Genomic DNA, 22,027 nt, shown 5'->3' with positions numbered 1-22,027 from the left:
ATAGCAACTGGAAAATTACTGAATTTTCTGTCAATAATAGGTCGATTTTCATAAAAAGTTTTTCGATGGGCGAATATTTTCATTTTCTCTCCTTTTATTGCTCGGACAGGCTTCCAAAGGCTCTTCACTGGTTATGACTTTTCTATTTGTGCATTTCGTGGTATATTCTAATGGTTCGTTTTCTTTCGTTCCGCCTCTTCCGTTTAACGGAGAAAAGGAGTGTTTATATGAAAACATTTATTCAAAAAAGAGGTCTCGGCTTCTTTCTGATTGCAGCCGTCTTACTATGGCTCAAAACGTATTCAGCGTATTTAATCGAATTTAAACTTGGTATATCAAATGTGCTTCAGCATATTTTGCTTTTCGTGAATCCTATTAGCTCCAGCTTGTTCTTTCTTGGCTTTGCTTTATTGTTCAAGAAAAAATGGCAGCCTGCCGCTATCATTGTGATTCACTTTTTCATGTCTTTTTTACTATACGCAAACATCGTGTACTATCGATTCTTCAATGACTTTATCACGCTGCCTACAGTGATGCAGGCAGGAACGAATGGCGGACAATTAGGTGATAGTGCATTTTCACTCATGCGTTGGACTGATGTGTTTTACTTTATTGATACAATCATTTTGATCGTACTTGCAGTCCGCATGAAAAGGCAGCAGCAAACAAGTACAGCCACTGTACCTGTTCAAAAGTCAAAATCGTTTAGACTCGTCCTTGTGTCCTCTGTTGTGATCTTTGTTTTAAACTTAGTGGCTGCAGAGATCGATCGTCCAGAGCTTTTATCAAGATCGTTCGACCGCAATTATTTAGTTAAATATTTAGGCGCTTATAACTTTACTGTGTTTGATGCCATTCAAAATGTGAAATCAAACAGCCAGCGTGCTCTGGCAAATTCAAATGACGTGACAGATGTAGAGAACTATTTAAAAGCGAACAGCGCTGATCCTAACCCTGCTTATTACGGGAAAGCGAAAGGCATGAACGTCATTACAATTTCTCTTGAATCTCTGCAAAACTTTGTCATTGATTATAAGGTCAATGGAAAAGAAGTAACGCCATTCCTTAATTCATTGGCACACGACAACAAAACGTTTTACTTTGATAACTTCTTCCATCAAACAGGACAGGGAAAAACGTCTGATGCTGAATTTATGATGGATACTGGGTTATTCCCATTATCACAGGGCTCTGTTTTTATTAACAAGGCGCAAAACACATATCAAGCACTTCCTGGTATTTTGAAGAAGGATCAATATACGTCAGCAGAATTCCATGGAAATACGAAAACCTTCTGGAACCGTAATGAAATGTTTAAATCCTTTGGATATGACAGATTTTACGATTCTGAGTACTACGATATGAACGAGCAGGATACGAAGAACTATGGACTGAAAGACAAACCGTTCTTCAAAGAATCGATGCCAATTCTTAAAAACATGAAGCAGCCGTTTTATTCGAAATTCATTACCTTATCGAACCATTTCCCATTTGGAATGGATGAAGGTGATACTGATTTCGAGCCTGGTGATTTCGGTGACTCTGTCGTCGATAACTACTTCCAATCGGCTCATTATTTAGATGAAGCGATTGAACAGTTCTTCAACGATTTGAAAAAGTCAGGTCTCTATGACAATACAGTCGTTATTATGTACGGCGATCATTACGGTATTTCTGAAAACCATAATGAAGCGATGGAAAAAGTGACAGGGCAAAAAATTGGAGATTATGAAAATGCGCAGCTCATGCGTGTGCCGCTCTTTATCCATGTTCCTGGCGTAAAAGGCGGACAGATTCATAAATACTCTGGTGAAGTCGATGTCGCACCAACTCTTCTGCACCTGCTTGGCGATGATACGAAGAACTATTTAATGTCTGGTTCTGATATCTTATCGAAGAACTTTAAAGAGCTTGTGCCATTTAGAAACGGTGACTTCGTGTCTAAGGACTACACGAAAGTAGGCAATAACTATTACAGCAACAAAACAGGCGAGAAAATCGAGCCAACTGACAAGGCATCGCAAGAAAATGAAACGGTGAAAAAGATGCTGGAGACATCTGATAAGATTGTCACCGAAGATTTACTCCGTTTCTACAAGCCTAAAGGCTTTACACCGATTGACCGCAACGATTATGATTATACAAAGAAAGTACAGGATGAAAAGGATTCCTCTTCCGCCAAAGATGAATCCAGCTCTTCTTCAAAATAACGTTCTCATGCTAAGAACCAGCCGATCCTTGATCAGCTGGTTCTTTTCACGTTTGATCATGATGGCCCCGGGTATAGGAGAAGAAGGAGGGATTTATCATGAAGAAAACAGCAGCTTTTGTCGTAACTGCCTCACTTGCTTCATCGGCCCTATTCGGTTTCAGCCCTGCGGTCTCAGCACACGCCATGATTAAACCAGCAGCAGAGCAATCCATTCCTCAAGGTCCAAAAGCCGCGCTTAACAGCATTTATAAGCTGGCACATAAAGGACAAATGCCCTACTATGCGAAGGGACTGAAAATAGGCGTTCAAACAAAAAAAGACGTTCATCATCAGCTCGGACATCCATATCCAGAAACAGGTCAAAGCAGCTTTGATTTGTATCATGCTGAAATGGGGAATCCTGGATTTGCTTTTCACTATGATGCGAAAGGCAAAATTGATGAAATCCGTTATTTCGGTACAAATGTAGAAAAAGAAACAAATATCGGCGGTATGACCCCTTCGTTACTAAAGAAACAGCTTGGACCAGCGGATTCAGTGAGTACCATTCCGCAGACAAAAGAGAAAAAATATGTGTATCGAACCGGTGATTATGAACTCGAATTTATCGTAGGCCATGATCCAGATATGAGTCAGCATGAGCTCACCGTCCTGCATATCAACCTCATTAAAGCCGATTCTTAAATAAAAAAGCATCCTGAGCTTGTGCTCAGGATGCTTTTCTTTATTATGATGCCACTTCTAACTGCGGCTTTCTTTTCATTGTTCTTTTGAGGACTGGACCTGCGACATAATCAAGTCCAAATTTGCCTGCATTCCCTTTCGCTGCCATGATAATGATGGCTATGAGCAGAAGCAGCGGGTTCACAGAGACAGTTCCAGCTAGTAAGAAAGAGACATTCATCACGCTTCCAAAAAAGGCTGCCGTTGTTGTAAACAATCCAACAATTAATCCTAGGCCTACTAAGATTTCTCCCCACATGACCATGGCACTGAATAGTCCGGCATTTGGCAAAGCGACATTTTCTAAAAACCATACATAGAACGGATACACTAGATGACCATCTTTGACGACAGGTTCAGATATTGCAAATTGCAAATAGCCTGACGCATCAAATCCACCTGTTAGTTTTCCAATACCAGATGTCAGCCAAGTCCATCCGATATAAAGTCTTGCTGCCAAAAGGATAACAGCTGCCCATACATTCGTTTGTAAGAATTTTGTAAACATGATGATGCCTCCTTTTAAATTATGTGAAATATTTCACATTTTCTTTATAATCTTATTATACTATGCTATATCTAATTTGTGATCTTTTTCACATATATATTCACAAATTGTTCATGAATATCTAGTTGAGGTAAACTTTTCCCTTGCTAAAACCGTCTAAGTCATTTCAGACAGTAAAAAGGGGTTTAATTTTGTATGAAAACACTATTTCATTTTGCTTATTTACAAGCCATCTCATGTCTATTCCCCGTCATGATCTTTGCGGCGCTTGCCCTATCAAAGACGGTGTCTATTCCTTTTCTTCACCGGTATGATTTCATTCTACTGCTTTGCATCGCAGCTCAGATCCTGATGCTGACGCTGCGGCTGGAGACTTGGGCGGAGCTAAAGGTCATTTGTCTATTTCATCTCATAGGAATCTGTTTAGAAGTGTATAAAGTACATATGGGCTCTTGGTCCTACCCTGAAGACGCTTATACAAAAATATTTGGGGTTCCACTTTATAGCGGCTTTATGTATGCGAGTGTGGCTAGTTATATTTATCAGGCACTTTCACGACTTCATGTAAAAGTGGCCGACTGGCCTCATCCATTTCTTTCAATTGGCATCAGTTTGTGCATTTATGTCAATTTCTTTACGCATCACTGGCTCTATGATGTCAGGTGGTGGCTGACATGTCTGCTTGTTGTTGTGTTTCGGAAAACGTCGGTTTCGTTTCAGGTTGGTCCATTTTCCTTTCGAATGCCGCTTGTTGTTTCATTTCTCCTGATTGGCTTTTTTATTTGGGTGGCCGAAAATGTCACGACCTTTTTAGGCGCATGGCAATATCCAAATCAGCAGCATGCTTGGTCTCTCGTCCATCTTGGTAAAATCAGTTCGTGGTTTTTACTTGTTATCATCAGCATTGTACTGGTGATCGAACAGCGTAAACAAAAAAACGTTCAGCCCATTTGACCTGGCTGAACGTTTTTTTTTAATCTCGATCGACTTCCTTACGGAGATCATCTGCGACAAATTCTACATTCGTTCCAATGATGATTTGTACGGTTGTTTTTCCAGAAGTCAGGACCCCTTTGGCACCTGCTTTTTTCAATGTACCTTCATTTAATAAATTTGTATCCTCTACTGTTAAGCGAAGACGTGTGGCACAATGATCAATCGTGGTGATATTGTCTTTGCCGCCAAGTCCCTCTACGAGCATACTCGCTCCTCCTGCCGTCACCGTATCATCCGCTGCGATATCTTCCATGTCATCATCTTCCCTGCCTGGTGTTTTCAGCTTTAATAGTTTAATGAGGAAATAGAAAACGACAAAGTACACGACGCCATAAATGATTCCTACTACAAGAAGCAAGATCGGTTTTTGCGCAATTCCGAAGCTTAAGACGTAATCAATCGCACCTGCTGAAAAGGCAAAGCCGCTATGAATCCCGAGGGTGTTTACAATAAAAAGCGAAAGCCCCGTCAAAATAGCATGGACACCATATAAAAGTGGAGATAAAAACATAAAAGAAAATTCAATTGGTTCAGTGATCCCTGTTATAAATGATGTAAGTGCCATCCCAATCATCAGACCCGCTGTTGCTTTTCGCTTCTCAGGCTTTGCAGTCACAACCATGGCTAGACATGCCGCTGGCAGACCAAACATCATCACTGGGAAGAATCCGGTCATAAAGACACCCGCGCTTGGATCTCCTTTAAAGAATCGCGCTAAATCCCCTGTTGCCCCGCTGAATTCCCCGAATTGAAACCAAAATAAGTTATTCAAGACATGGTGAAGTCCTAATGGAATGAGCAATCGGTTAAAGAAACCAAACAGCCCTGCACCTGTTGCCCCAAGACTTAAAATCCATTCTCCTAAATCATTGATCACACTTTGAATCGGAGGCCATACATATCCGAAAACGGCTGCTAATAGAATGGTGAAAAGTGCGGTCATAATAGGCACAAGCCGCCTTCCGCTAAAGAAACCTAAGTATTCCGGCAGTTTCGTATCCTTAAATTTATTGTAAACATAACCTGCCAAAAGCCCGCATAAAATACCGCCCAATACCCCCATATTGTTGGTTGAGTTAATCGACGTTGTACCGGCTGACAAAATAAAATAAGAGATCGCACCTGATAATGCCGCTGCCCCGTTCCCATCCTTTGAAATACCAATCGCTACACCCATTGCAAAAATTAAAGCCAAGTTCGCAAAAATTGCATTCCCTGCCGCATGAATAAACGGGATATTGAATACGTCCTCCCGCCCAATGGCCAAAATAATCCCTGCTGCTGGAAGTACAGCGATTGGAAGCATAAATGATTTTCCTAGCTTTTGAAAAAACTGAAACACCATCTGATTTCCCCCCTTTGTCATCATCATGACCAAAATCATTCATGATGTTCATAAAAAATATATCATATGCACGTCTAGTTATCTATACCAATTTGTCCACATCCATTTGAATTCCGCTCTTTACTCTTTTTGCGTAAAATGTGGTAAGCTATTGAATAGAATGAAGATATAGAAAGCGGGAATGAACAGTGATTGTCAAACATGATCATGAGTTAGAAGCCTTAAAAAAAGTCGGCCGAATTGTCGCTTTGGCAAGAGAAGAAATGAAAAGCCAAGCGAAACCAGGCATGTCTACAAAAGAATTAGATTTGATTGGGAAAAAAATATTAGAAGAGCACGGTGCCAATTCAGCACCTGAAAAGGAATATGACTTTCCTGGTACCACTTGTATCAGCGTAAACGATGAAGTTGCACACGGTATCCCTAGTGAAAAAACCATTTTACAAGAGGGCGACCTCGTGAACATTGATATCTCAGCAGAGCTTGACGGATATTATTCCGATACAGGTATTTCATTCGTTTTAGGAACAGGTGATGCTCGTCTTGAAGCATTATGTAAGTGTGCGGAGGATGCGTTCCTTGAAGGATTAAAGCATGCAAAAGCCGGTAAAAGACAAAACCAAATTGGCCGTGCGGTCTACAATACAGCGAAAGAACAAGGATTTACTGTCATTAAAAACCTGACAGGACACGGCATTGGGAAGAATCTGCATGAAGCACCCAACCATATTTTGAACTACTATGATCCATTCGATAATGCTTTGTTTAAAAATGGCACAGTCATTGCCTTTGAACCTTTCATTTCAACAAATGCTGAATCGATTTATCAGGCTGATGATGGCTGGACATTTAAAACACCAGATAAAAGTCTAGTGGCACAGATTGAACATACGATTGTGATTACTAAAGACGAACCGATTATTTTAACAAAGCTGTAAGCCAAGCGAGTCCCCTCCTTCACAGGTGGGGATTTTTTCATGCCCGTTTCACGAATCTGTCACGACTAAACAAAAAAGCCTGTGGTAAAATAGGCAAAGATATGCGAAAGGGGTCTTATTTGATATGTGGTTCATCATCATAGGTGTTATCTTTTTCATCGAAAGTATTATCTTAACGGTTGTAGGGATTAAGAAAAAACAATCCATGATGACCTATCTTGGTGTTATCATCATGATTATGACGGTCGGCATGATCCTCGTTACCCTCAACCCGCCAAATTCATAAATCAATATTTCCAGCATATACATGGATCATAGGTAGATAGAATCAGTTTTCATTTCTTGACACCTGCACGCTTTTCACCTCCTTTTTTGAGATGTTACAATGCAGGCAGTTTCAATTGAAAGGAGTTTTCTATCATGCATTATGGTAGCAAAGGCTGGTATGTCGAAGAATTAAAGAAGCTTGGTGTGACCAAGCATGAAGGAAGAAAGCTTCAAAGCTTAAAAACATATTTCCTTGCAAATCTTCTTGAGCAAAAGAAACGCAGCTCATAAGCTTAGAAAAGCCGCACATCTTAAGCTGATGTACGGCTTTTTTTAAATGTGCTGAATTCGTTTTTCTAAAGACTTCCTGACCACATCTGCTAAGGCATCTACTTCAAGAACGGCTTTCAGTCTCTCTGGACTTGTTTGACGATATTTGACTTCATTGACCTCATTGACCGTAATTTGATGGGACGCTTTTTCTACTAGTACTAGCGATGCATCAGGCGGCACCATGCCTTCTTTCAATACACGTAAATAAAAGCCTGTATACCCTGTTTTTTGCACTTCCTTTACAAGCTTCATGTTGCCATGCTTAAGAGACAATTTCACACAAGGCTGTCTTGGCTGGCTCACCTCAACAAATGCATCCCCAAGCTGAAACACATCGCCAATATGCACATTCGTTTCAACTAGCTGGCGTACTGTTACATTCTCGCCAAAGGCAGCTTCCTGTAATGGAACCCCTAAAAATTGTTCAAAGTGAGCATAATGATCATACGGAAAGACGCAGACGGCTTTATCATAACCCCCATGATGAACCAAATCCCCCTGACCATCTCCTTCAAAATTGACCTGACTTAAATACACAGGCTCATGAATGCGCCTTTTGTTGATGGCTGTTTTGATTTCTTTTCCATTCGCATAGGTAATGATAGGCTGTCCTACTTGGATTCCTTCTATGTCGTATCTCTTTTGTCCCACGATGGCCATCTCCTTTGGTTGTCTACTGGCTTTTATTTTACATCGTTTGACAATCAAATCATAGTCGAGGCGTGAAGATCAGATGCAGGCTATGGTACGATGTGAAAAAAGGAGTGATGATCATGATTCATTATCACGCCATTGTAAAAGGACGTGTGCAAGGAGTCGGCTTTCGTTATTTTGTTCAGGGAGAAGCTGTCAATCGTGGAATGAAAGGCTGGGTACGCAACACAGATGAAGGTCATGTCGAGTTAAAGGTAGAGGGTGAGCAGCAGAAAGTGATTGATTTCTTAGAGACTGTCCGGAAAGGAAGTCCTTTTTCAAAAGTCACCGACATGCAAATGGAGCCGCTCACTGAGCTGGCTCATTATCAGGATTTTCGAATAAGATAATAAAAAAACCTAGCTTTCGCTAGGCTTTTTCTGTCCCGTGATAGGGCTTGTCCTGATAAAAATAGTTTGGTTTCACAATGGTATTGTCGTAATTCTTGTGGAATATGTGGGTAGCAGCTGGTGATACTGGGGGAATCAGCCATGTCCAGTCCCCAGTCAGCTTGCGGTCAGCCTTTTCTTCCTGCTTTTCAAACTGCTTGAATTGATGTGCTGCTGTGTGATGATCAACAATGGTCACCCCTGCTTCGCGATAAGAATGGAGAACCGCCTCGTTCAATTCGACAATGGCTTTATCCTTCCAAAGGGACGAATTCTTGGTTGTGTCCAGTCCTAAAAGAGAAGCGATTTTTTTCAGCATATTGTAGCGGTTTTCATCCGCTAGGTTGCGTGCGCCAATTTCTGTGCCCATATACCAGCCATTAAACGGTGCAGCATTGTAATGAATACCGCCAATCTCTAATTTCATATCAGCAATAATCGGAACCGCATACCATTTCAGTCCTAAATCACGGAATTCATCGTATTCAGGATGGGTGATCTCTACCTCTTGGACGATTTCTTTCGGAAGCTCATACAGAACAGGCGGCTGATCTTTTAGCTGAAACATGAGAGGCAGAATATCAAAATGTGTGCCCTCCCCTTTCCAGCCATGTTCTTCACATAATTTTGTTAATTCAAGAGATGCCTCGTCGCCGATGATGCCATATTCAGTTTTATAGCCTGCATAACGAACGAGCTGATGATTATAAATGACGACTTCCTTCTGCCTGTTCTTCTCTGGGGGAAAGATCGTAATGGACGGTTTGATTTTCCCGCCATTTGTCGCATACTCAATATGATGAAAGAGCGCCTCCTTCACCTCATCCTCTGTCTTTACATGCCGGCAGTCATGCACTTGCAGGGTCGACCAAAACAAACGGCCAATGCAGCGGTTACTGTTGCGCCATGCCATTTTCGCCCCGTGAGCTAATTCCTCTAGTGTATGCGTATAAATTCCTTCAGACTCAATTTCTTTTTTTATTTCATGCAGACGTGCTGCTTTCTCTTCATTTGACTTGTTTAATTCTTCATAGCATACAGAAATAAAAGCTTCTGCTTCATTCCACAACGCTTCTTGATTACTCAAACATACTCGCCTCACTTTAATACGAATATATCCATTGTAGCGGTTTCTATTGATAAATTCACTCGTTTCAAACCATTTTTTATCATATCATCCGACCATTGTCCTTAGACCATAGATGAATCAATACGTTTAAGGGTCTTTTGGAGCCAGCGGACATAGCCTTTTTCTCTTTCAATTGCCCTTGTCAGCACTAAGTAATGCCCAAATTGAGCTGAATGTAGCGATTCAGCAGAAGGGTCTTCCTCTGTCAAAGCGTGCAGCTTTTGTTCCAGCACATCTACTTTCTTGGTGCGCTCTAACAGTTGATACGCAAACAGGTCAGCCGCTTCTTTTTTGTCCATGGAGGAGATGAAAAAGGTTTTGAGCATGAATTCATCCTTTGTTGTTTCCGGAATCGGATCTTTTGTTTTTAACCACTGACGCAATTCTTCTTTTCCTGCCGCTGTGATTTGATAGACCTTCTTCTCCAGCTTTTTTCCTTGTATGTGAATATCAAATTCAATAAATCCTTCCTCTGTAAGACGCTTCAGCTCAGGGTAAATCTGACTGTGCTTCGCACTCCAAAACTGTCCAAGGGAATCCTTAAAATGTTTCGTGATATCGTATCCCGTCAGCTCATGCTGATCCAGCAAGCCAAGAATGGCATATTTTAGTACTCTCATGATGTGCCTCCAACGCTTATTCTTTGACAATAGTATACCATAGACTTTAAAATAAATATGTAAATCACAACATGTTTGAAAAAACATCATTCTAATGAAAGAAGGAATAAACATGGATCAATTCGTTGGACTTCATATGATTTATACGTATGAAAATGGCTGGGAATATGAGATTTACATTAAAAACGATCACACCATTGATTACCGCATTCATAGCGGAATGGTTGGAGGTCGCTGGGTCCGTGATCAAGAAGTAAATATTGTGAAGCTGACAAAAGGCGTATACAAAGTCTCTTGGACAGAACCAACTGGTACAGACGTCTCTCTGAACTTTATGCCTGAAGAAAAACGCATGCATGGCGTCATCTTCTTCCCAAAATGGGTGCATGAACGTCCAGACATCACCGTCTGCTATCAAAATGACTACATCGATCTCATGAAAGAATCTCGTGAAAAATACGAAACCTATCCAAAATATGTTGTCCCAGAATTTGCGGACATTACGTATATCCATCATGCAGGTGTGAATGACGAAACCATTATCGCAGAAGCACCATATGAAGGCATGACAGATGAAATAAGAGCTGGACGAAAATAAAAAAAGCGGCACGCCTAGTGCCGCTTTTACATTTGATAAAGGGCTATCATTTTAGTCCTTTTTATTGAATGCCTAACGTCTTTTTTGGAAGCATGAAACGATAGACTGGCAGTTCATCACCTGCTTTTGAAGCAATAAACCCTGATGACATATAGCTGTCCTTTGATTCTGGTTCAAGGGCAAGTGAGAGCAAATTGGTTTGCGGCTGTGCCGTGACATATACCTTTGTTCCTTTTGGCAGCTGGCGTTTCTTGTCAACGAGCTTTGTTTCAAGCTGAATATCTGTTTTGCTCTTTTCCTCTCGCTTTGCCACCTGATAGGCTTGTACCGGCACTTTCATGCCAGCCGGCAATGTGACACTTTTTAATCCTAATGTTCTGAGTTTCCTTTCTACTCCTTCATGCCCCGGAAGAATGAGATAAGCTGTCGGCCGTTCTCTTGTTAAGATGGGAACAGCATCGCTCGCACTGTGAAAGCGTACAGGAACTTGAGTCGTTTGTCCCTTCTCAATATCAACCATTTCCAGCGAGTCATTGACAGATGCTTTGAAATCGTCTTGAATGACTACCTGATCATCATCATTTGGCAGCAGTCCTTTTTTGACCAGCTTCAGCCGCTCCGTCACCATTTGCTGCTTCACCTGTTTGGCATGTTTCACTGTAGTTTCAATGATTTTTTCATGGGTGGCTACTTGGGCAGCGACGCGGCGGGCAAAATCCTCTCTTCCAATCCCAATCCCTCTGCTTTCTACAAGAAATGACAGGGCTGGCGAAAGTGCAAGGGCATTACGGCCAATTCGCGCATCCGTTCCACCTTCATAGATGTCGATCTTTCCATCCTTTCCTCTTGTGTTTGTATAATACAAATCGTTAGAAAACCCTTTATTTGTCAGCGTTTCACGAACTCCGTTTACATACAACTCATTTGATGTCAGCCGGATGCTTTCTGGAATATTTAGATTCTTCCCTGAAAGAATAAGCAAATCATGATATTTGAGAGCGCCTGATGAACCGATATTTTCAAACTGCTTTTGACCCACATCGTATTCATGGGCATCAATGACCACTTCTGGCGCATACCGATTAAATTCTTGATGCAGGGCTGTCAGTTCTGGAGATTCTAATGTCATATGATCACGGTTTCCGTCTAATCCGTTTGCCAGTCTGCGGTCAAACGCATAAGAACCATCAGGATTGATTCTTGGGACAATGATGATATTGACATGATTGAGTATACGCTCTCCTTCTTCACCTGCTAATCGTTTTGCAATGACGAGAGCAGATTCACCGGAGGCTGGTTCATTTCCGTGTATTTGTGCTTGGAGCCAGATGGTTGGCTTTTTTGAAAGTGGCGTTATGGAGCGATCCTTTGTAAAGTACAGAGCCGGAATGGATCTGCCTTCAATGGATGTTCCAATCTGTCTCTGCGTGGCGTAAGGACTTTTGCGGACAATGTCTCGTAAGAAAGCTTGTAGCTCTTCTTGGGTCGTAAATGCTTCTCCTTTTTTCTGAAAGGCAGGGGTATCAAACGTCTCGTCAGGCTCAGGGTATAGCTTTTTCACTGAAGCTGGCTGTTCATAACTCTTTCCATAATAAAGGGTTTCTGCATGAGCTGAAGCTGGGCTCACCATCGACAAACTGCCTGCTAAGAGGCATGCAGCAGCAAAAAGAATTGTGCCTTTTCGTTTGGACATGCTATCCTCTCCCTTCGTTGATTTGCATTATAAAGAAAAAAACAGCAAAAGTGTCAGTATTTTTCAAAAATAAATCTTTTGGAGGAACAGGCTTGTCTTTGTCTAGGGCAAATGAATGGAGCCTGGTCGGCAATATGACCTAAAAAAAGTGCCTGCCCGCAGCAGACACTTTTTTATTTACCAGATGGAAATGGCCCCAATGAGAACCGCCATGACGGTCATAGCGACGACTGCCAGCACAGCCCATTTCATCCCAAATTTCTGATGCTGATCCAGTGATACCCCAACAAGTCCAACAAGTAAATGAGTCGATGGAACAAGTGGACTTAACATATGAATCGGCTGACCAATAATAGAAGCTCTGGCAATCTCAATTTTATCGACACCGTATGCTGCCGCTGTTTCTGATAGGATCGGCAGTACGCCGTAAAAGTATGCATCATTCGGCATAAAGAAAGTAAAGATCCCGCTTGTTAATGCGACAATGACTGGAATAAAGCCGCCCAGCTGCTCTGGAATTGCAGATACAATCGAAATCGCCATTTCATCGACCATTTTCGTTCCAGTTAGAATACCTGTAAAAACACCTGCCGCAAAAATCATCGAAGCAATGGCTAAAACGTTTGTTGAGTGAGCCGCAATTCGCTCACGCTGCTGGTCCAAGTTCGGATAGTTCACGATAATCGCCACACAGAAAGCAAGAACAAATAGAACAGTTAAGCTGACTTTACCTGATACAAGCAGCAGCACCAATAACAAAGTCAGCGCCAGGTTAAACCACCAAAGCTTCGGCCGTTTGATGTCATCTTGCAGTGCCGCTGCCATTTCATTTGCATGAATCGGCTGGTCAAGTTCAATCACACCAAGGCGTTTTCTTTCGGCTTTTCCAAGAAAATAAGCAACAATAATCATACTGAGAACCCCTGCACCAATGACTGGAATCATTGGTCCAAATAAAAGTGAAGGATCAACGCCAAGTGCACTCGCCGCTCTAGGTGTAGCTCCTCCCCATGGAATTGTATTCATAATTCCCATGCCAACCCCGGCAATACCCGCTAAAATAATTGGACGGATGCCAAGCAGCGTAAATAGTGGAAGCATCGCTGTTGTTGTAATCATATACGTTGTCGTTCCATCACCATCAAGTGCAACAAGCATCGTTAAGACAGCTGTTCCGACAACGATTTTTAATGGATCGCCTTTAACGATTTTTAAAATTTTCGCCACCATTGGGTCAAATAAACCCGCATCAATCATAATGCCAAAGTACAAAATCGCAAACATGATCATGACCGCTGTTGGTGCGACTTGCTGCACGCCTTTGACAATCATGTCTGAAATTTCTGTAAAATGAAAACCTGCAATAAGAGCAAATGCAATTGGTGTTAACACCAATGCCGTTAAAACAGACATACGTTTCGTCATAATCAAAACCATAAATACAATCATCATAAGAAATCCTAAAATTGCTAACATATTGTTCACCCCTTATGTTGTATACGCTTTCATTAATGTGTTGGTATCCCATTTCCAACCCTTTTTGTCATCATATCTGAGGTGAGAATTGAAGTAAATATTATGAATTTTAATTCTTTTTCGGTCGATAAATGCTTTTTGTTCATTTTGTTCAAACATTGGGCTTTTTCATTCCATGAAAAAAACAAAGGGTTTATATTAGCCCTTTGTCTTCTTTTCAGTGTGATAGAAAACCTTTGCAGTCTAGGAAGGATGAGTACTGGAGCGGAGCGAATATGAGATTCGTGAGCACCAGCACACAGAACCGGCACCAAATGCAAGGGTTTGTCTACACGCTGGAAGCGGTCTCACTCGATCGCTTGTTCTCCTTGTATCAATTGCTCATATTGCCTTAATTGATCTTCCATAAAGACCTTTGCCTCTTTGCTGTTCATATAACGACTTGTCCAGCCCTTTTGCTTTAATCGCTTTTTCCAGGACTTCGTTTTCGTCATTTTTTGAAGAAGCTGATCCCATTCACGAACCTCATGCTGACTCATTTGTTTTGGGCCCATCACACCGCGCCAATGGGAAAAGATGAGCGGAATGCCCTGCTCTTTCCATGTCGGCACATCTTCAAATCCATCTAAGCGCTGGCTGGTTGTCGTCGCTACGAGCTTCAGCCTCTTTTTTTCATAATCATGACGAACCTCTGTAATGGTAGTCGTTGCTGCATCCACCTCATGGTCGATGAGCGCCTGAAATAAATCATCTGCACTGTCAAATTTCAAAAATTGAATGCGATATGGATCAATTCCTGCCATTTCTGCTGCCCGGGCGAATGAGATTTGATCATCATTTCCAAAATCAGGGGCAAACCCAATTTTTAAGGAATCTGGTTTTTTCTTAAGTGCGTGTAACAGCTCCTTCCCATTTGAAAAAGGAGAATCCACTGGGACTGCGACGACCTGCCACTCTTCTGCAAGGATTGCCAGCGGTGTCACATCATTCATCGTCACGTTACTGCTGCCAAGCAAATTACGGCTTAACAATAAGCTTGAATTTAAACTGATATAGTTGGCTTCTCGCTCCATCATGTATGTCCATCCTTTATCCACCGTTCCGCCTCTTTGATAAAGAATGTTCACAGGCCGGTTCACCAGCTTCTCTTGTTCAAGCACTGATTTCATCACCTGAGCCGTTTGGTCAAATCCCCCCTCTGGTACACCCGACACCACAATATATAAGGAGCTTTGCTGCAGGAAAGAATCACCGGCCTTTTTTTCATTAAAGGTAAGCGTCATACAAAGGCAGAGCACGATCACAAAAAGTATTCCTTTTTTCATCTTTTATGACTCCGCTTGTTTGGCAGGGTAATATTTACGTTCAGGTCTGCCAATGATTCCGTATGCAAGCTCTGCCCGGCATTCCCCTGTTGTCACGAGATACTCTACGTACCGTCTCGCCGTTGTACGTGATGCGCCCATCTTTTCCCCGAGTTCTTCTGCTGTAATTCCGCTAATCTCGGATGCCATCAATGTTTTCACTTTGTCCAAGGTCAGTGAATTGATGCCTGTAGGAAGATCTCTGTCATCCCTTTGTTTTGGCTCTTCCTGCATCTGCCCAAAAAACAGATCGATCATCGTTTGATTGACTTCATCTTTTGAATTGATGATGTCTTTCTTCTCTTTGTATTCGGTTAAAACTTGTGCAAACTTTTGTGCGGTCACCGGTTTGATTAAATAATGAACCACTCCGTAATGAAGCGCATCTCTTAAAAGCGTCGTTTCCGTTGCAGCCGTGATAATGATCACATCTACTTCAGGATAGCGTTCTCTTAAAAGCGGCAGCAGGTTTGTGCCGAGCTCATCAGGCATATAGACATCAAGCAAGATGAGATCCACTTGTTCCCTCTGGAGCGCCTCCCACATATCCTTTGCACTCTTTGCCTTTCCAGCGACCTTAAATCCTTCTATCTTTTGTATATAAGATTCATGAATGGCAGCGATTCGAAAATCATCCTCCGCAATGAGTACCTTAATCACCATCTATTCCCCCTTTGTGCCTTTCGGTATGTATACAGTGAAGATGGCACCGCCTTCTTTTTGGTTCGCAACTTCAATCCAGCCCCCAAGCTCGTCCAACACTTCTTTCACATTTGCAAGCCCATAGCCTCGTCCTTCTCCCTTTGACGAATGGCCTCTTGTGAAAATCTGTGAGAGCTCCTCTTCATTCACTCCATCACCTGAATCTGACACTTCTATGATAATATCAAACCCAATATCTGTGATGAACAGGTCTACCTCGCGCTTCTCCTTATTTAATACAGCTTCAAAAGCATTATCAACGAGATTGCCAATGATGGTGATAAAGTGAGATAGGCTTAAATGAGCTGGGAGCGGCTCTAGTGAGCTATTTTCATCAATGTGGAAATGGACTTTTTTCTCAGATGCTTTCCCTAACTTGCCAAGTAAGATGGCTTGTATTTTAGGAGAACGAATCTGCTTCATGAGTAAATCGTGCTGACGGTTTTGCAGATGATATTCTTCTTTAATTAAGTCGATGGCTTCATCGACTTGCTTCAGCTCAAGCAGGCCTAAGATGGCGTACAGCTTATTTGAGAATTCGTGCGTTTGTGCCCTCAGGTCTTCTGAATATTGACTGACCTCTGTTAATGTATCCAGCAGCTTCGTCAGCTCTGTTTTCTCCCTGAAGCTCACAATCCCTCCGAATACTCGATTCTCCTGCATTACTTTTTTCACATTTAAGACATAGGTTTTATCATTGACGACGGTTTCGATGTTAGGTTCAATCGTCTCTGACTTTAAATAGAGAAGAAGTTTGGCATTTGGCAAGACTTGATCAATATGAAGGGGCAGCTCTGATGAGACGCGCAGCATGTGCTCAGCTGATGTATTCATCATCGTAATCGCGCCTTTCTGGTCAAACGCAATGATCCCTTCTTTTATAGCGAGCAGCATCGCTTCTCTTTCTCGATACAACGAAGCTATTTCATGCGGCTCAAGCCCTAATGTATCTTTGCGAATACTCTTCGTTAAAAAAATCGCACCGAATATGCCCGGCAAGAGCACAAGAAGGGCAATATAGCTAAGCTTCAATAGCTGATGAGCTGTCGCTTGATCGATTTCTTTTTTTAAAAATTCGACGGTGACTGTGCCGATAATTTCTTCATGCCCTTCTGTTTCTTTCATAATGGGTGCACTGCCTCTGACAACGGTTTCACCATTAGAATCATCAGTTGATATGGAAGTTCCTCCAAATAAGAGAGTACTTCTTCCTTCCGATACACTGATGGTCTTTCCTACGTCCTCATGATTCGTATGAACAAGGACCTTTCCTTTTCGATTGGTAATGAAGATGGCATGTGCTCTTACTTGCTCCTTCATTTGCTCAAGCACTGCCTGTTCTTCATTTTGGGACGCTGATAGAGCCACCGATGCTTTAATGGGCGGCATATATGATATTGTTCTAGCGGTCTGCACCGCCAGCTGTTCAGCTTGTCCCTGCCTTTCTGATGTCTGCAGAAAACCAAAACAAATGGTTAATAACGCAATGACAACAAGCAAAAGCCCGATAATTAACCCCAAAATTTTCGTTTGTAAAGTGACTTTCCTTTTGCCCATCCTCACCGCTACAACCCCTAATTCAGTAGATTCACCCGAATAGACTCTATGAAAATGATATCATTTTTTCTGACTAAGTTAAGAGAAAATTCTTTCAAACAAAAAAGACGACTCAAAATCGAGTCGTCCCTGTATGCCTATTACGTGATCGATAAACCAGCACTCGCATAGCCTGCTACAGTATTCACTAAGGATAGACCTGTAGCTGATGCGGAGAATACAACAAGCAATCGTGTTTCCGGTGTGACTGGTACATTTAGACCAGTCGCAATACCGTTTGCAATCGCACCCAGCGTTAAAACACCGGTTAAAGCTGGTGCTAATGTGACACTCGCTACTTGAGTGAAACTGTTATTTGGTGTCGGTGAAGCGAATAGACTAGCCGTTACGGTAATACTCGTGCCGACTAAAGAAAGAGCTGCTGTTGTGCTGAAATAGCCTGCAAATGACGTGATCGTCCCAGCTCTCGGAACTGAGAACGCCATGTTGAGTAAAGTGCCTGCAGCGCCTGTTAAATCAATTACTCCGCCTAAAATACTGACACCTGTCGCTGAGTTACCAAATCCGATCAAGCTGGATGTTCCAACAAGACCGCCTGCAATTGTTGTCAGGACAGCAGGTGTACCTGATGCAAACGGAATGATCGCACTCGATCCTGTCACTCCTGTTGGACCGGTGGCTCCTGTTGCACCTGTACCTGTGACTCCCGTGGCGCCTGTTGCACCGGTTACTCCGGTGGCGCCGGTGAGACCTGTAGCTCCGGTGACTCCAGTTAATCCAGTTGCTCCGGTTAAACCTGTGGCTCCTGTTAATCCAGTTGCTCCGGTTAAACCTGTGGCTCCTGTTAATCCAGTTGCTCCGGTTGCTCCGGTTAAACCTGTGGCTCCCGTGGCTCCTGTTACTCCTGTCGCTCCGGTTAAACCTGTGGCTCCCGTGGCTCCGGTTACTCCAGTTGCTCCGGTTAAGCCTGTGGCTCCTGTGACACCGGTCGCTCCGGTTACTCCAGTTAATCCAGTTGTGCCGGTCACTCCCGTGGCTCCTGTTACTCCTGTCGCTCCGGTTACTCCAGTTAATCCAGTTGCACCGGTCACTCCTGTAGCTCCGGTGAGACCTGTAGCTCCTGTGACTCCAGTCGCACCTGTATCACCCGTTACCCCAGTTGCTCCGGTTACTCCAGTTGCACCCGTATCTCCTGTTACCCCGGTGGCTCCTGTGACGCCCGTTGCTCCTGTACCCGTGACGCCCGTTGCTCCTGTATCACCCGTTGCCCCAGTTGCTCCGGTGGCTCCTGTGACGCCCGTTGCTCCGGTCGCTCCTGTATCACCGGTTACCCCAGTTGCTCCTGTCGCTCCCGTGACACCTGTCGCGCCTGCGGCTGCTAATAACGTATAGTCTGAAGAAGTATCCGGTGTGCCTGTTGGCGGCGCTGTATTCACAACATAGGTTCCACCTTCATATGTCACCACTTGACCTACTGGATAGGTTGGCGCTGTTGCTGGGTCAAATGTCAGAATACCAGTTAATCCTACACCGGTTACTCCTGTTGCCCCTGTATCACCAGTTATCCCAGTTGCTCCAGTTGGGCCTGTGACGCCGGTTACACCCGTATCTCCTGTTACCCCGGTGGCTCCTGTGACGCCCGTTGCTCCGGTCGCTCCTGTATCACCGGTTACCCCAGTTGCTCCTGTCGCTCCCGTGACACCTGTCGCGCCTGCGGCTGCTAATAACGTATAGTCTGGAGAAGTATCCGGTGTGCCTGTTGGCGGCGCTGTATTGACCAGATATGTTCCTCCTTCATATGTCACTACTTGACCTACTGGATAGGTTGGCGCTACTGCTGGATCAAACGCTGCAACTCCAGATAAACCGACACCTGTCGCTCCGGTCACTCCTGTTGCCCCTGTATCACCAGTTATCCCAGTTGCACCAGTTGGTCCTGTGACGCCCGTTGCACCAGTTTCTCCTGTCGCGCCTGTGATCCCTGTTGCTCCTGTTGCTCCTGTGCCAGTGGCTCCGGTTGGGCCAATTTCTCCCGTAACTCCAGTGACGCCGGTAGCTCCGGTTGGGCCAACTTCCCCGCTTGGTCCTGTCACTCCTGTTGCGCCGGTGGAACCCGTGACTCCTGTACCGGTTGCACCCGTAACGCCAGTCGCTCCTGCAGCGGCCAATAACGTATAATCTGGTGACGTATCAGGTGTACCTGTTGGCGGCGCCGTATTGACGAGGTAAGTTCCTCCTTCATATGTCACCACTTGACCTACTGGATATGTCGGCGCTGCCGCTGGATCAAACGCTGTGACGCCGGCTAGACCTACTCCCGTCGCTCCTGTAATCCCTGTGGCTCCGGTTGCTCCTGTTGCTCCCGTATCACCAGTTGCTCCTGTGACACCGGTTGCTCCGGTTGGACCAATTTCTCCTGTTGCACCCGTGACGCCGGTTGCTCCGGTTGGACCAATTTCTCCTGTTGCACCCGTACCGGTAGCGCCTGTAACGCCAGTCGCGCCTACAGCGGCTAATAGCGTATAATCTGATGATGTATCTGGTGTACCTGTTGGTGATGCTGTATTCACAAGATACGTTCCACCTTCATATGTCACCACTTGCCCCAATGGATATTCTGGTGCTGCTGCAGCATCATACGGTACAACCCCAGTTAAACCCACGCCGGTGGCTCCTGTGGCTCCAGTTGGACCTGGATCTCCTGTGACACCTGTTGGCCCTGTACCTGTTTCCCCCGCTGCAGCTAATAATGTATAATCTGCCGACGTATCCGGTGTACCTAATGGCGGTACTGAATTGACGACGTACGTACTGCCATCGTATGTCACCACTTGCCCTACTGGGTAGGTTGGTGCTACTGCTGGATCAAATGCCAAGATGCCTGTTAAACCTACGCCTGTTGGACCGATTGGACCTGCTGGACCTGCTGGGCCTGCCGGACCCGCTGCACCCGCTGGACCTGCTGGGCCTCTTCTTCCTCTCCCGCCTGGCGGACCTTGAATCACACAAACACAAGGATCTTTTCCGCAGCAAGGATTTTTCACTGGTTTCCTTGGCTTTTCTGATATCCCTTTTTTACAACTATCACATTCCCAGCCATCATCCTTATACGCATCATACCAGCTTCCTTTTTGGTAGTGGTCTGTCGAATGAGTTGGATATGTCTTACCACATTGCCTACATCTTTTCATGGAATCACCCCCATCCATCGTATTCATCATGACTGGGAAAGGTGTATGTACACTTTTATTTTTTTAAAATAATCAAAAGACCTTGCACTTTATGCACAAGGTCCTTCTTTCATTAAAGTCTCATCGTCATTTTTAAATCTTTTCCTACCATACTATAATCCATATCTACCGGCCGGATGGCTTCTTTTAATGATTTCGTACCTTCTCCTTCAAAGAAAGTAGGTGCATCTTTCCCTCCAATTAATAATGGTGCCATATAAATAATGACTTCGTTCACAAGTGACGCTTCTAAAAAGGATGCGCTCACACTCCCTCCCGCCTCTACAAGCACCGACATCACAGAGCGCCTTTTCAGCATACGTAACACCGCATGAAGATCTGTCCGATTTTCTCCGCTTGTGACAAATACTTGATGTCCTTTTTGCACCAGTTGATGGTATTTTTTTTGATCATACTTGTTTGAGGTACAAATGATGGTTTCTGCCATATGATCATTTAAACATTTCGCATGAAGCGGAATCCTTAAGGTGGAATCTAAAATGACACGAATGGGCTGTGTCACGAATGAATCTTTTACAATAAGACCTGCATCATCTTGAATAATGGTTTCAACGCCTGTTATCACAGCATCTGCTTCTTGACGTAATTGCTGCACTTCATTCCTCGCTTCTGTCCCTGTAATCCATTTGCTTTCTTGATGAGCTGTTGCAATTTTCCCATCTAACGAAATGGCTGTTTTTAATATGACATAAGGAAGGTCTGATTGTATCGAATGAAAAAAAGGAAGATTTAAGCTGTCCGCTTCCCGCTTACATATCCCTTCTTCTACTTCTATCCCTGCTTGTTTCAACATCGTGACCCCTTTACCTGCTACAAGTGGATTGGGGTCCCCAGTGGCAATGACCACACGTTTCACCCCGCTCTTTATAATGGCTTCTGAGCAAGGGCCTGTTTTTCCATGATGCGAACAAGGTTCGAGCGTCACATACATATGAGCCCCCTTCGCCTTTTCTCCTGCCATTTGCAGCGCATGAATTTCAGCATGCGGCTCGCCCGCCTTCATGTGAGCACCAATTCCAACGATCTCACCTTTTTTGACTACCACTGCCCCGACAAGCGGATTTGGCGAGGTTTGTCCTTTCATGGCCTTTGCGTTGGCAATCGCTAGCTTCATATAAAAAACATCGTCTTTCATGTAAGTCTCCTTTCCTCTCTTTCAAGGGAAAGAACTCCTTCAGGGAATGAAGGAGTTCTATTCTCATGTGCTATATTTTTTCCATCCGTTTCTTTTCA

General features: G+C 43.7%; 20 protein-coding genes. 8 read left to right on the top strand and 12 right to left on the bottom strand.

The genetic code is table 11. The features are described 5' to 3' along the window. The first annotated feature begins 227 nt into the window (after positions 1–227). Together MHH65_RS03715 and MHH65_RS03710 are read left to right on the top strand one after the other, a co-directional pair. Positions 228–2,210 carry an LTA synthase family protein gene (locus tag MHH65_RS03715; RefSeq protein WP_046314243.1) on the top strand — a complete coding sequence of 661 codons (1,983 nt, stop codon included), beginning with the start codon at positions 228–230 and terminating at the stop codon, positions 2,208–2,210. Positions 2,211–2,308: 98 nt separating this feature from the next. Beyond that, positions 2,309–2,896 (top strand): YjgB family protein, encoded by a 588-nt coding sequence (locus MHH65_RS03710; protein WP_041116171.1) that lies wholly within the window; start codon positions 2,309–2,311, stop codon positions 2,894–2,896. A gap of 43 nt (positions 2,897–2,939) precedes the next feature. On the opposite strand, the gene MHH65_RS03705 is transcribed toward MHH65_RS03710, so the two are convergent. Continuing rightward, positions 2,940–3,443: a DoxX family protein gene (locus MHH65_RS03705; protein ID WP_034283676.1), complete on the bottom strand. Its 504-nt coding sequence runs from the start codon at positions 3,441–3,443 to the stop codon at positions 2,940–2,942. A gap of 195 nt (positions 3,444–3,638) precedes the next feature. Between MHH65_RS03705 and MHH65_RS03700 the strand changes: the two genes are divergently transcribed. After that, on the top strand, positions 3,639–4,397 hold the full coding sequence (locus tag MHH65_RS03700) for a DUF817 domain-containing protein (RefSeq protein ID WP_335351039.1): 759 nt from the start codon (positions 3,639–3,641) through the stop codon (positions 4,395–4,397). A 19-nt stretch (positions 4,398–4,416) separates the two neighbouring features. On the opposite strand, the gene nagE is transcribed toward MHH65_RS03700, so the two are convergent. Further along, a complete protein-coding gene (gene nagE, locus MHH65_RS03695) occupies positions 4,417–5,784 on the bottom strand; it encodes an N-acetylglucosamine-specific PTS transporter subunit IIBC (RefSeq protein ID WP_034283672.1) in 1,368 nt (455 codons plus the stop codon). Positions 5,785–5,972: 188 nt separating this feature from the next. On the opposite strand from nagE, the gene map reads away from it, so the two are divergent. The 3 genes from map to MHH65_RS03680 all read left to right on the top strand — a co-directional run bounded on the left by map (position 5,973) and on the right by MHH65_RS03680 (position 7,280). Next, entirely contained in the window at positions 5,973–6,722 is a 750-nt protein-coding gene (gene map / locus MHH65_RS03690; protein WP_024424611.1) for a type I methionyl aminopeptidase, read from the top strand. Between the two features lie 124 nt (positions 6,723–6,846). Next, the gene (locus MHH65_RS03685; protein ID WP_087976421.1) at positions 6,847–7,008 is read left to right on the top strand and encodes a hypothetical protein; all 162 of its coding nucleotides are present in this window, start codon (positions 6,847–6,849) and stop codon (positions 7,006–7,008) included. Between the two features lie 134 nt (positions 7,009–7,142). Continuing rightward, on the top strand, positions 7,143–7,280 hold the full coding sequence (locus tag MHH65_RS03680) for a YflJ family protein (RefSeq protein ID WP_064497716.1): 138 nt from the start codon (positions 7,143–7,145) through the stop codon (positions 7,278–7,280). A gap of 42 nt (positions 7,281–7,322) precedes the next feature. Here the strand turns inward: MHH65_RS03680 and MHH65_RS03675 are convergent, their stop codons facing one another. Next, positions 7,323–7,973, bottom strand: coding sequence for an MOSC domain-containing protein (locus tag MHH65_RS03675; RefSeq protein WP_268413608.1), 651 nt, complete (start codon positions 7,971–7,973; stop codon positions 7,323–7,325). A gap of 122 nt (positions 7,974–8,095) precedes the next feature. Here MHH65_RS03675 and MHH65_RS03670 point away from each other — a divergent pair, with 122 nt between their 5' ends. Then, a complete protein-coding gene (locus MHH65_RS03670; RefSeq protein ID WP_034283670.1) occupies positions 8,096–8,365 on the top strand; it encodes an acylphosphatase in 270 nt (89 codons plus the stop codon). A 19-nt stretch (positions 8,366–8,384) separates the two neighbouring features. On the opposite strand, the gene MHH65_RS03665 is transcribed toward MHH65_RS03670, so the two are convergent. Continuing rightward, a complete protein-coding gene (locus tag MHH65_RS03665; protein ID WP_041116165.1) occupies positions 8,385–9,491 on the bottom strand; it encodes a nitric oxide synthase oxygenase in 1,107 nt (368 codons plus the stop codon). 104 nt (positions 9,492–9,595) lie between these two features. Further along, positions 9,596–10,153 carry a PadR family transcriptional regulator gene (locus MHH65_RS03660; RefSeq protein WP_034283668.1) on the bottom strand — a complete coding sequence of 186 codons (558 nt, stop codon included), beginning with the start codon at positions 10,151–10,153 and terminating at the stop codon, positions 9,596–9,598. Between the two features lie 112 nt (positions 10,154–10,265). On the opposite strand from MHH65_RS03660, the gene MHH65_RS03655 reads away from it, so the two are divergent. After that, positions 10,266–10,751: a phenolic acid decarboxylase gene (locus tag MHH65_RS03655; protein ID WP_008341777.1), complete on the top strand. Its 486-nt coding sequence runs from the start codon at positions 10,266–10,268 to the stop codon at positions 10,749–10,751. 61 nt (positions 10,752–10,812) lie between these two features. Here MHH65_RS03655 and MHH65_RS03650 read toward each other — a convergent pair whose 3' ends face one another. From MHH65_RS03650 to ribD, 7 genes are all read right to left on the bottom strand, one after another. Further along, positions 10,813–12,444 carry a M14 family metallopeptidase gene (locus MHH65_RS03650; protein WP_098676662.1) on the bottom strand — a complete coding sequence of 544 codons (1,632 nt, stop codon included), beginning with the start codon at positions 12,442–12,444 and terminating at the stop codon, positions 10,813–10,815. A 177-nt stretch (positions 12,445–12,621) separates the two neighbouring features. Next, positions 12,622–13,920, bottom strand: a complete 1,299-nt coding sequence (locus MHH65_RS03645; RefSeq protein ID WP_034283666.1) for a citrate:proton symporter — start codon at positions 13,918–13,920, stop codon at positions 12,622–12,624. Between the two features lie 347 nt (positions 13,921–14,267). Beyond that, positions 14,268–15,245 carry a tripartite tricarboxylate transporter substrate-binding protein gene (locus MHH65_RS03640; RefSeq protein ID WP_034283665.1) on the bottom strand — a complete coding sequence of 326 codons (978 nt, stop codon included), beginning with the start codon at positions 15,243–15,245 and terminating at the stop codon, positions 14,268–14,270. A 3-nt stretch (positions 15,246–15,248) separates the two neighbouring features. Beyond that, on the bottom strand, positions 15,249–15,944 hold the full coding sequence (locus MHH65_RS03635; protein WP_046314340.1) for a response regulator: 696 nt from the start codon (positions 15,942–15,944) through the stop codon (positions 15,249–15,251). Positions 15,945–15,947: 3 nt separating this feature from the next. Further along, positions 15,948–17,543: a sensor histidine kinase gene (locus MHH65_RS03630; RefSeq protein ID WP_061110555.1), complete on the bottom strand. Its 1,596-nt coding sequence runs from the start codon at positions 17,541–17,543 to the stop codon at positions 15,948–15,950. Positions 17,544–17,683: 140 nt separating this feature from the next. Continuing rightward, on the bottom strand, positions 17,684–20,734 hold the full coding sequence (locus MHH65_RS03625) for an exosporium glycoprotein BclB-related protein (RefSeq protein ID WP_268442341.1): 3,051 nt from the start codon (positions 20,732–20,734) through the stop codon (positions 17,684–17,686). A 112-nt stretch (positions 20,735–20,846) separates the two neighbouring features. Continuing rightward, positions 20,847–21,929 carry a bifunctional diaminohydroxyphosphoribosylaminopyrimidine deaminase/5-amino-6-(5-phosphoribosylamino)uracil reductase RibD gene (gene ribD / locus MHH65_RS03620; protein WP_098676665.1) on the bottom strand — a complete coding sequence of 361 codons (1,083 nt, stop codon included), beginning with the start codon at positions 21,927–21,929 and terminating at the stop codon, positions 20,847–20,849. Positions 21,930–22,027 lie beyond the last annotated feature (98 nt).

It is taken from the genome of Bacillus sp. FSL L8-0654, assembly GCF_038629965.1.
GTDB lineage: Bacteria > Bacillota > Bacilli > Bacillales > Bacillaceae > Bacillus > Bacillus safensis.
This window is presented reverse-complemented; position numbering and strand designations above follow the sequence as displayed.

What these genes read in the sequence shown, in the direction of transcription:
- MHH65_RS03680 (WP_064497716.1), top strand. Translation starts at nt 7,143, where the DNA reads ATGCATTATGGTAGCAAAGGCTGGTATGTCGAAGAATTAAAGAAGCTT.
- MHH65_RS03630 (WP_061110555.1), bottom strand. Translation starts at nt 17,543, where the DNA reads ATGGGCAAAAGGAAAGTCACTTTACAAACGAAAATTTTGGGGTTAATT.
- MHH65_RS03645 (WP_034283666.1), bottom strand. Translation starts at nt 13,920, where the DNA reads ATGTTAGCAATTTTAGGATTTCTTATGATGATTGTATTTATGGTTTTG.
- ribD (WP_098676665.1), bottom strand. Translation starts at nt 21,929, where the DNA reads ATGAAAGACGATGTTTTTTATATGAAGCTAGCGATTGCCAACGCAAAG.
- MHH65_RS03700 (WP_335351039.1), top strand. Translation starts at nt 3,639, where the DNA reads ATGAAAACACTATTTCATTTTGCTTATTTACAAGCCATCTCATGTCTA.
- MHH65_RS03715 (WP_046314243.1), top strand. Translation starts at nt 228, where the DNA reads ATGAAAACATTTATTCAAAAAAGAGGTCTCGGCTTCTTTCTGATTGCA.
- MHH65_RS03710 (WP_041116171.1), top strand. Translation starts at nt 2,309, where the DNA reads ATGAAGAAAACAGCAGCTTTTGTCGTAACTGCCTCACTTGCTTCATCG.
- MHH65_RS03705 (WP_034283676.1), bottom strand. Translation starts at nt 3,443, where the DNA reads ATGTTTACAAAATTCTTACAAACGAATGTATGGGCAGCTGTTATCCTT.
- MHH65_RS03685 (WP_087976421.1), top strand. Translation starts at nt 6,847, where the DNA reads ATGTGGTTCATCATCATAGGTGTTATCTTTTTCATCGAAAGTATTATC.
- MHH65_RS03660 (WP_034283668.1), bottom strand. Translation starts at nt 10,153, where the DNA reads ATGAGAGTACTAAAATATGCCATTCTTGGCTTGCTGGATCAGCATGAG.
- MHH65_RS03670 (WP_034283670.1), top strand. Translation starts at nt 8,096, where the DNA reads ATGATTCATTATCACGCCATTGTAAAAGGACGTGTGCAAGGAGTCGGC.
- MHH65_RS03650 (WP_098676662.1), bottom strand. Translation starts at nt 12,444, where the DNA reads ATGTCCAAACGAAAAGGCACAATTCTTTTTGCTGCTGCATGCCTCTTA.
- nagE (WP_034283672.1), bottom strand. Translation starts at nt 5,784, where the DNA reads ATGGTGTTTCAGTTTTTTCAAAAGCTAGGAAAATCATTTATGCTTCCA.
- MHH65_RS03640 (WP_034283665.1), bottom strand. Translation starts at nt 15,245, where the DNA reads ATGAAAAAAGGAATACTTTTTGTGATCGTGCTCTGCCTTTGTATGACG.
- MHH65_RS03655 (WP_008341777.1), top strand. Translation starts at nt 10,266, where the DNA reads ATGGATCAATTCGTTGGACTTCATATGATTTATACGTATGAAAATGGC.
- MHH65_RS03625 (WP_268442341.1), bottom strand. Translation starts at nt 20,734, where the DNA reads ATGAAAAGATGTAGGCAATGTGGTAAGACATATCCAACTCATTCGACA.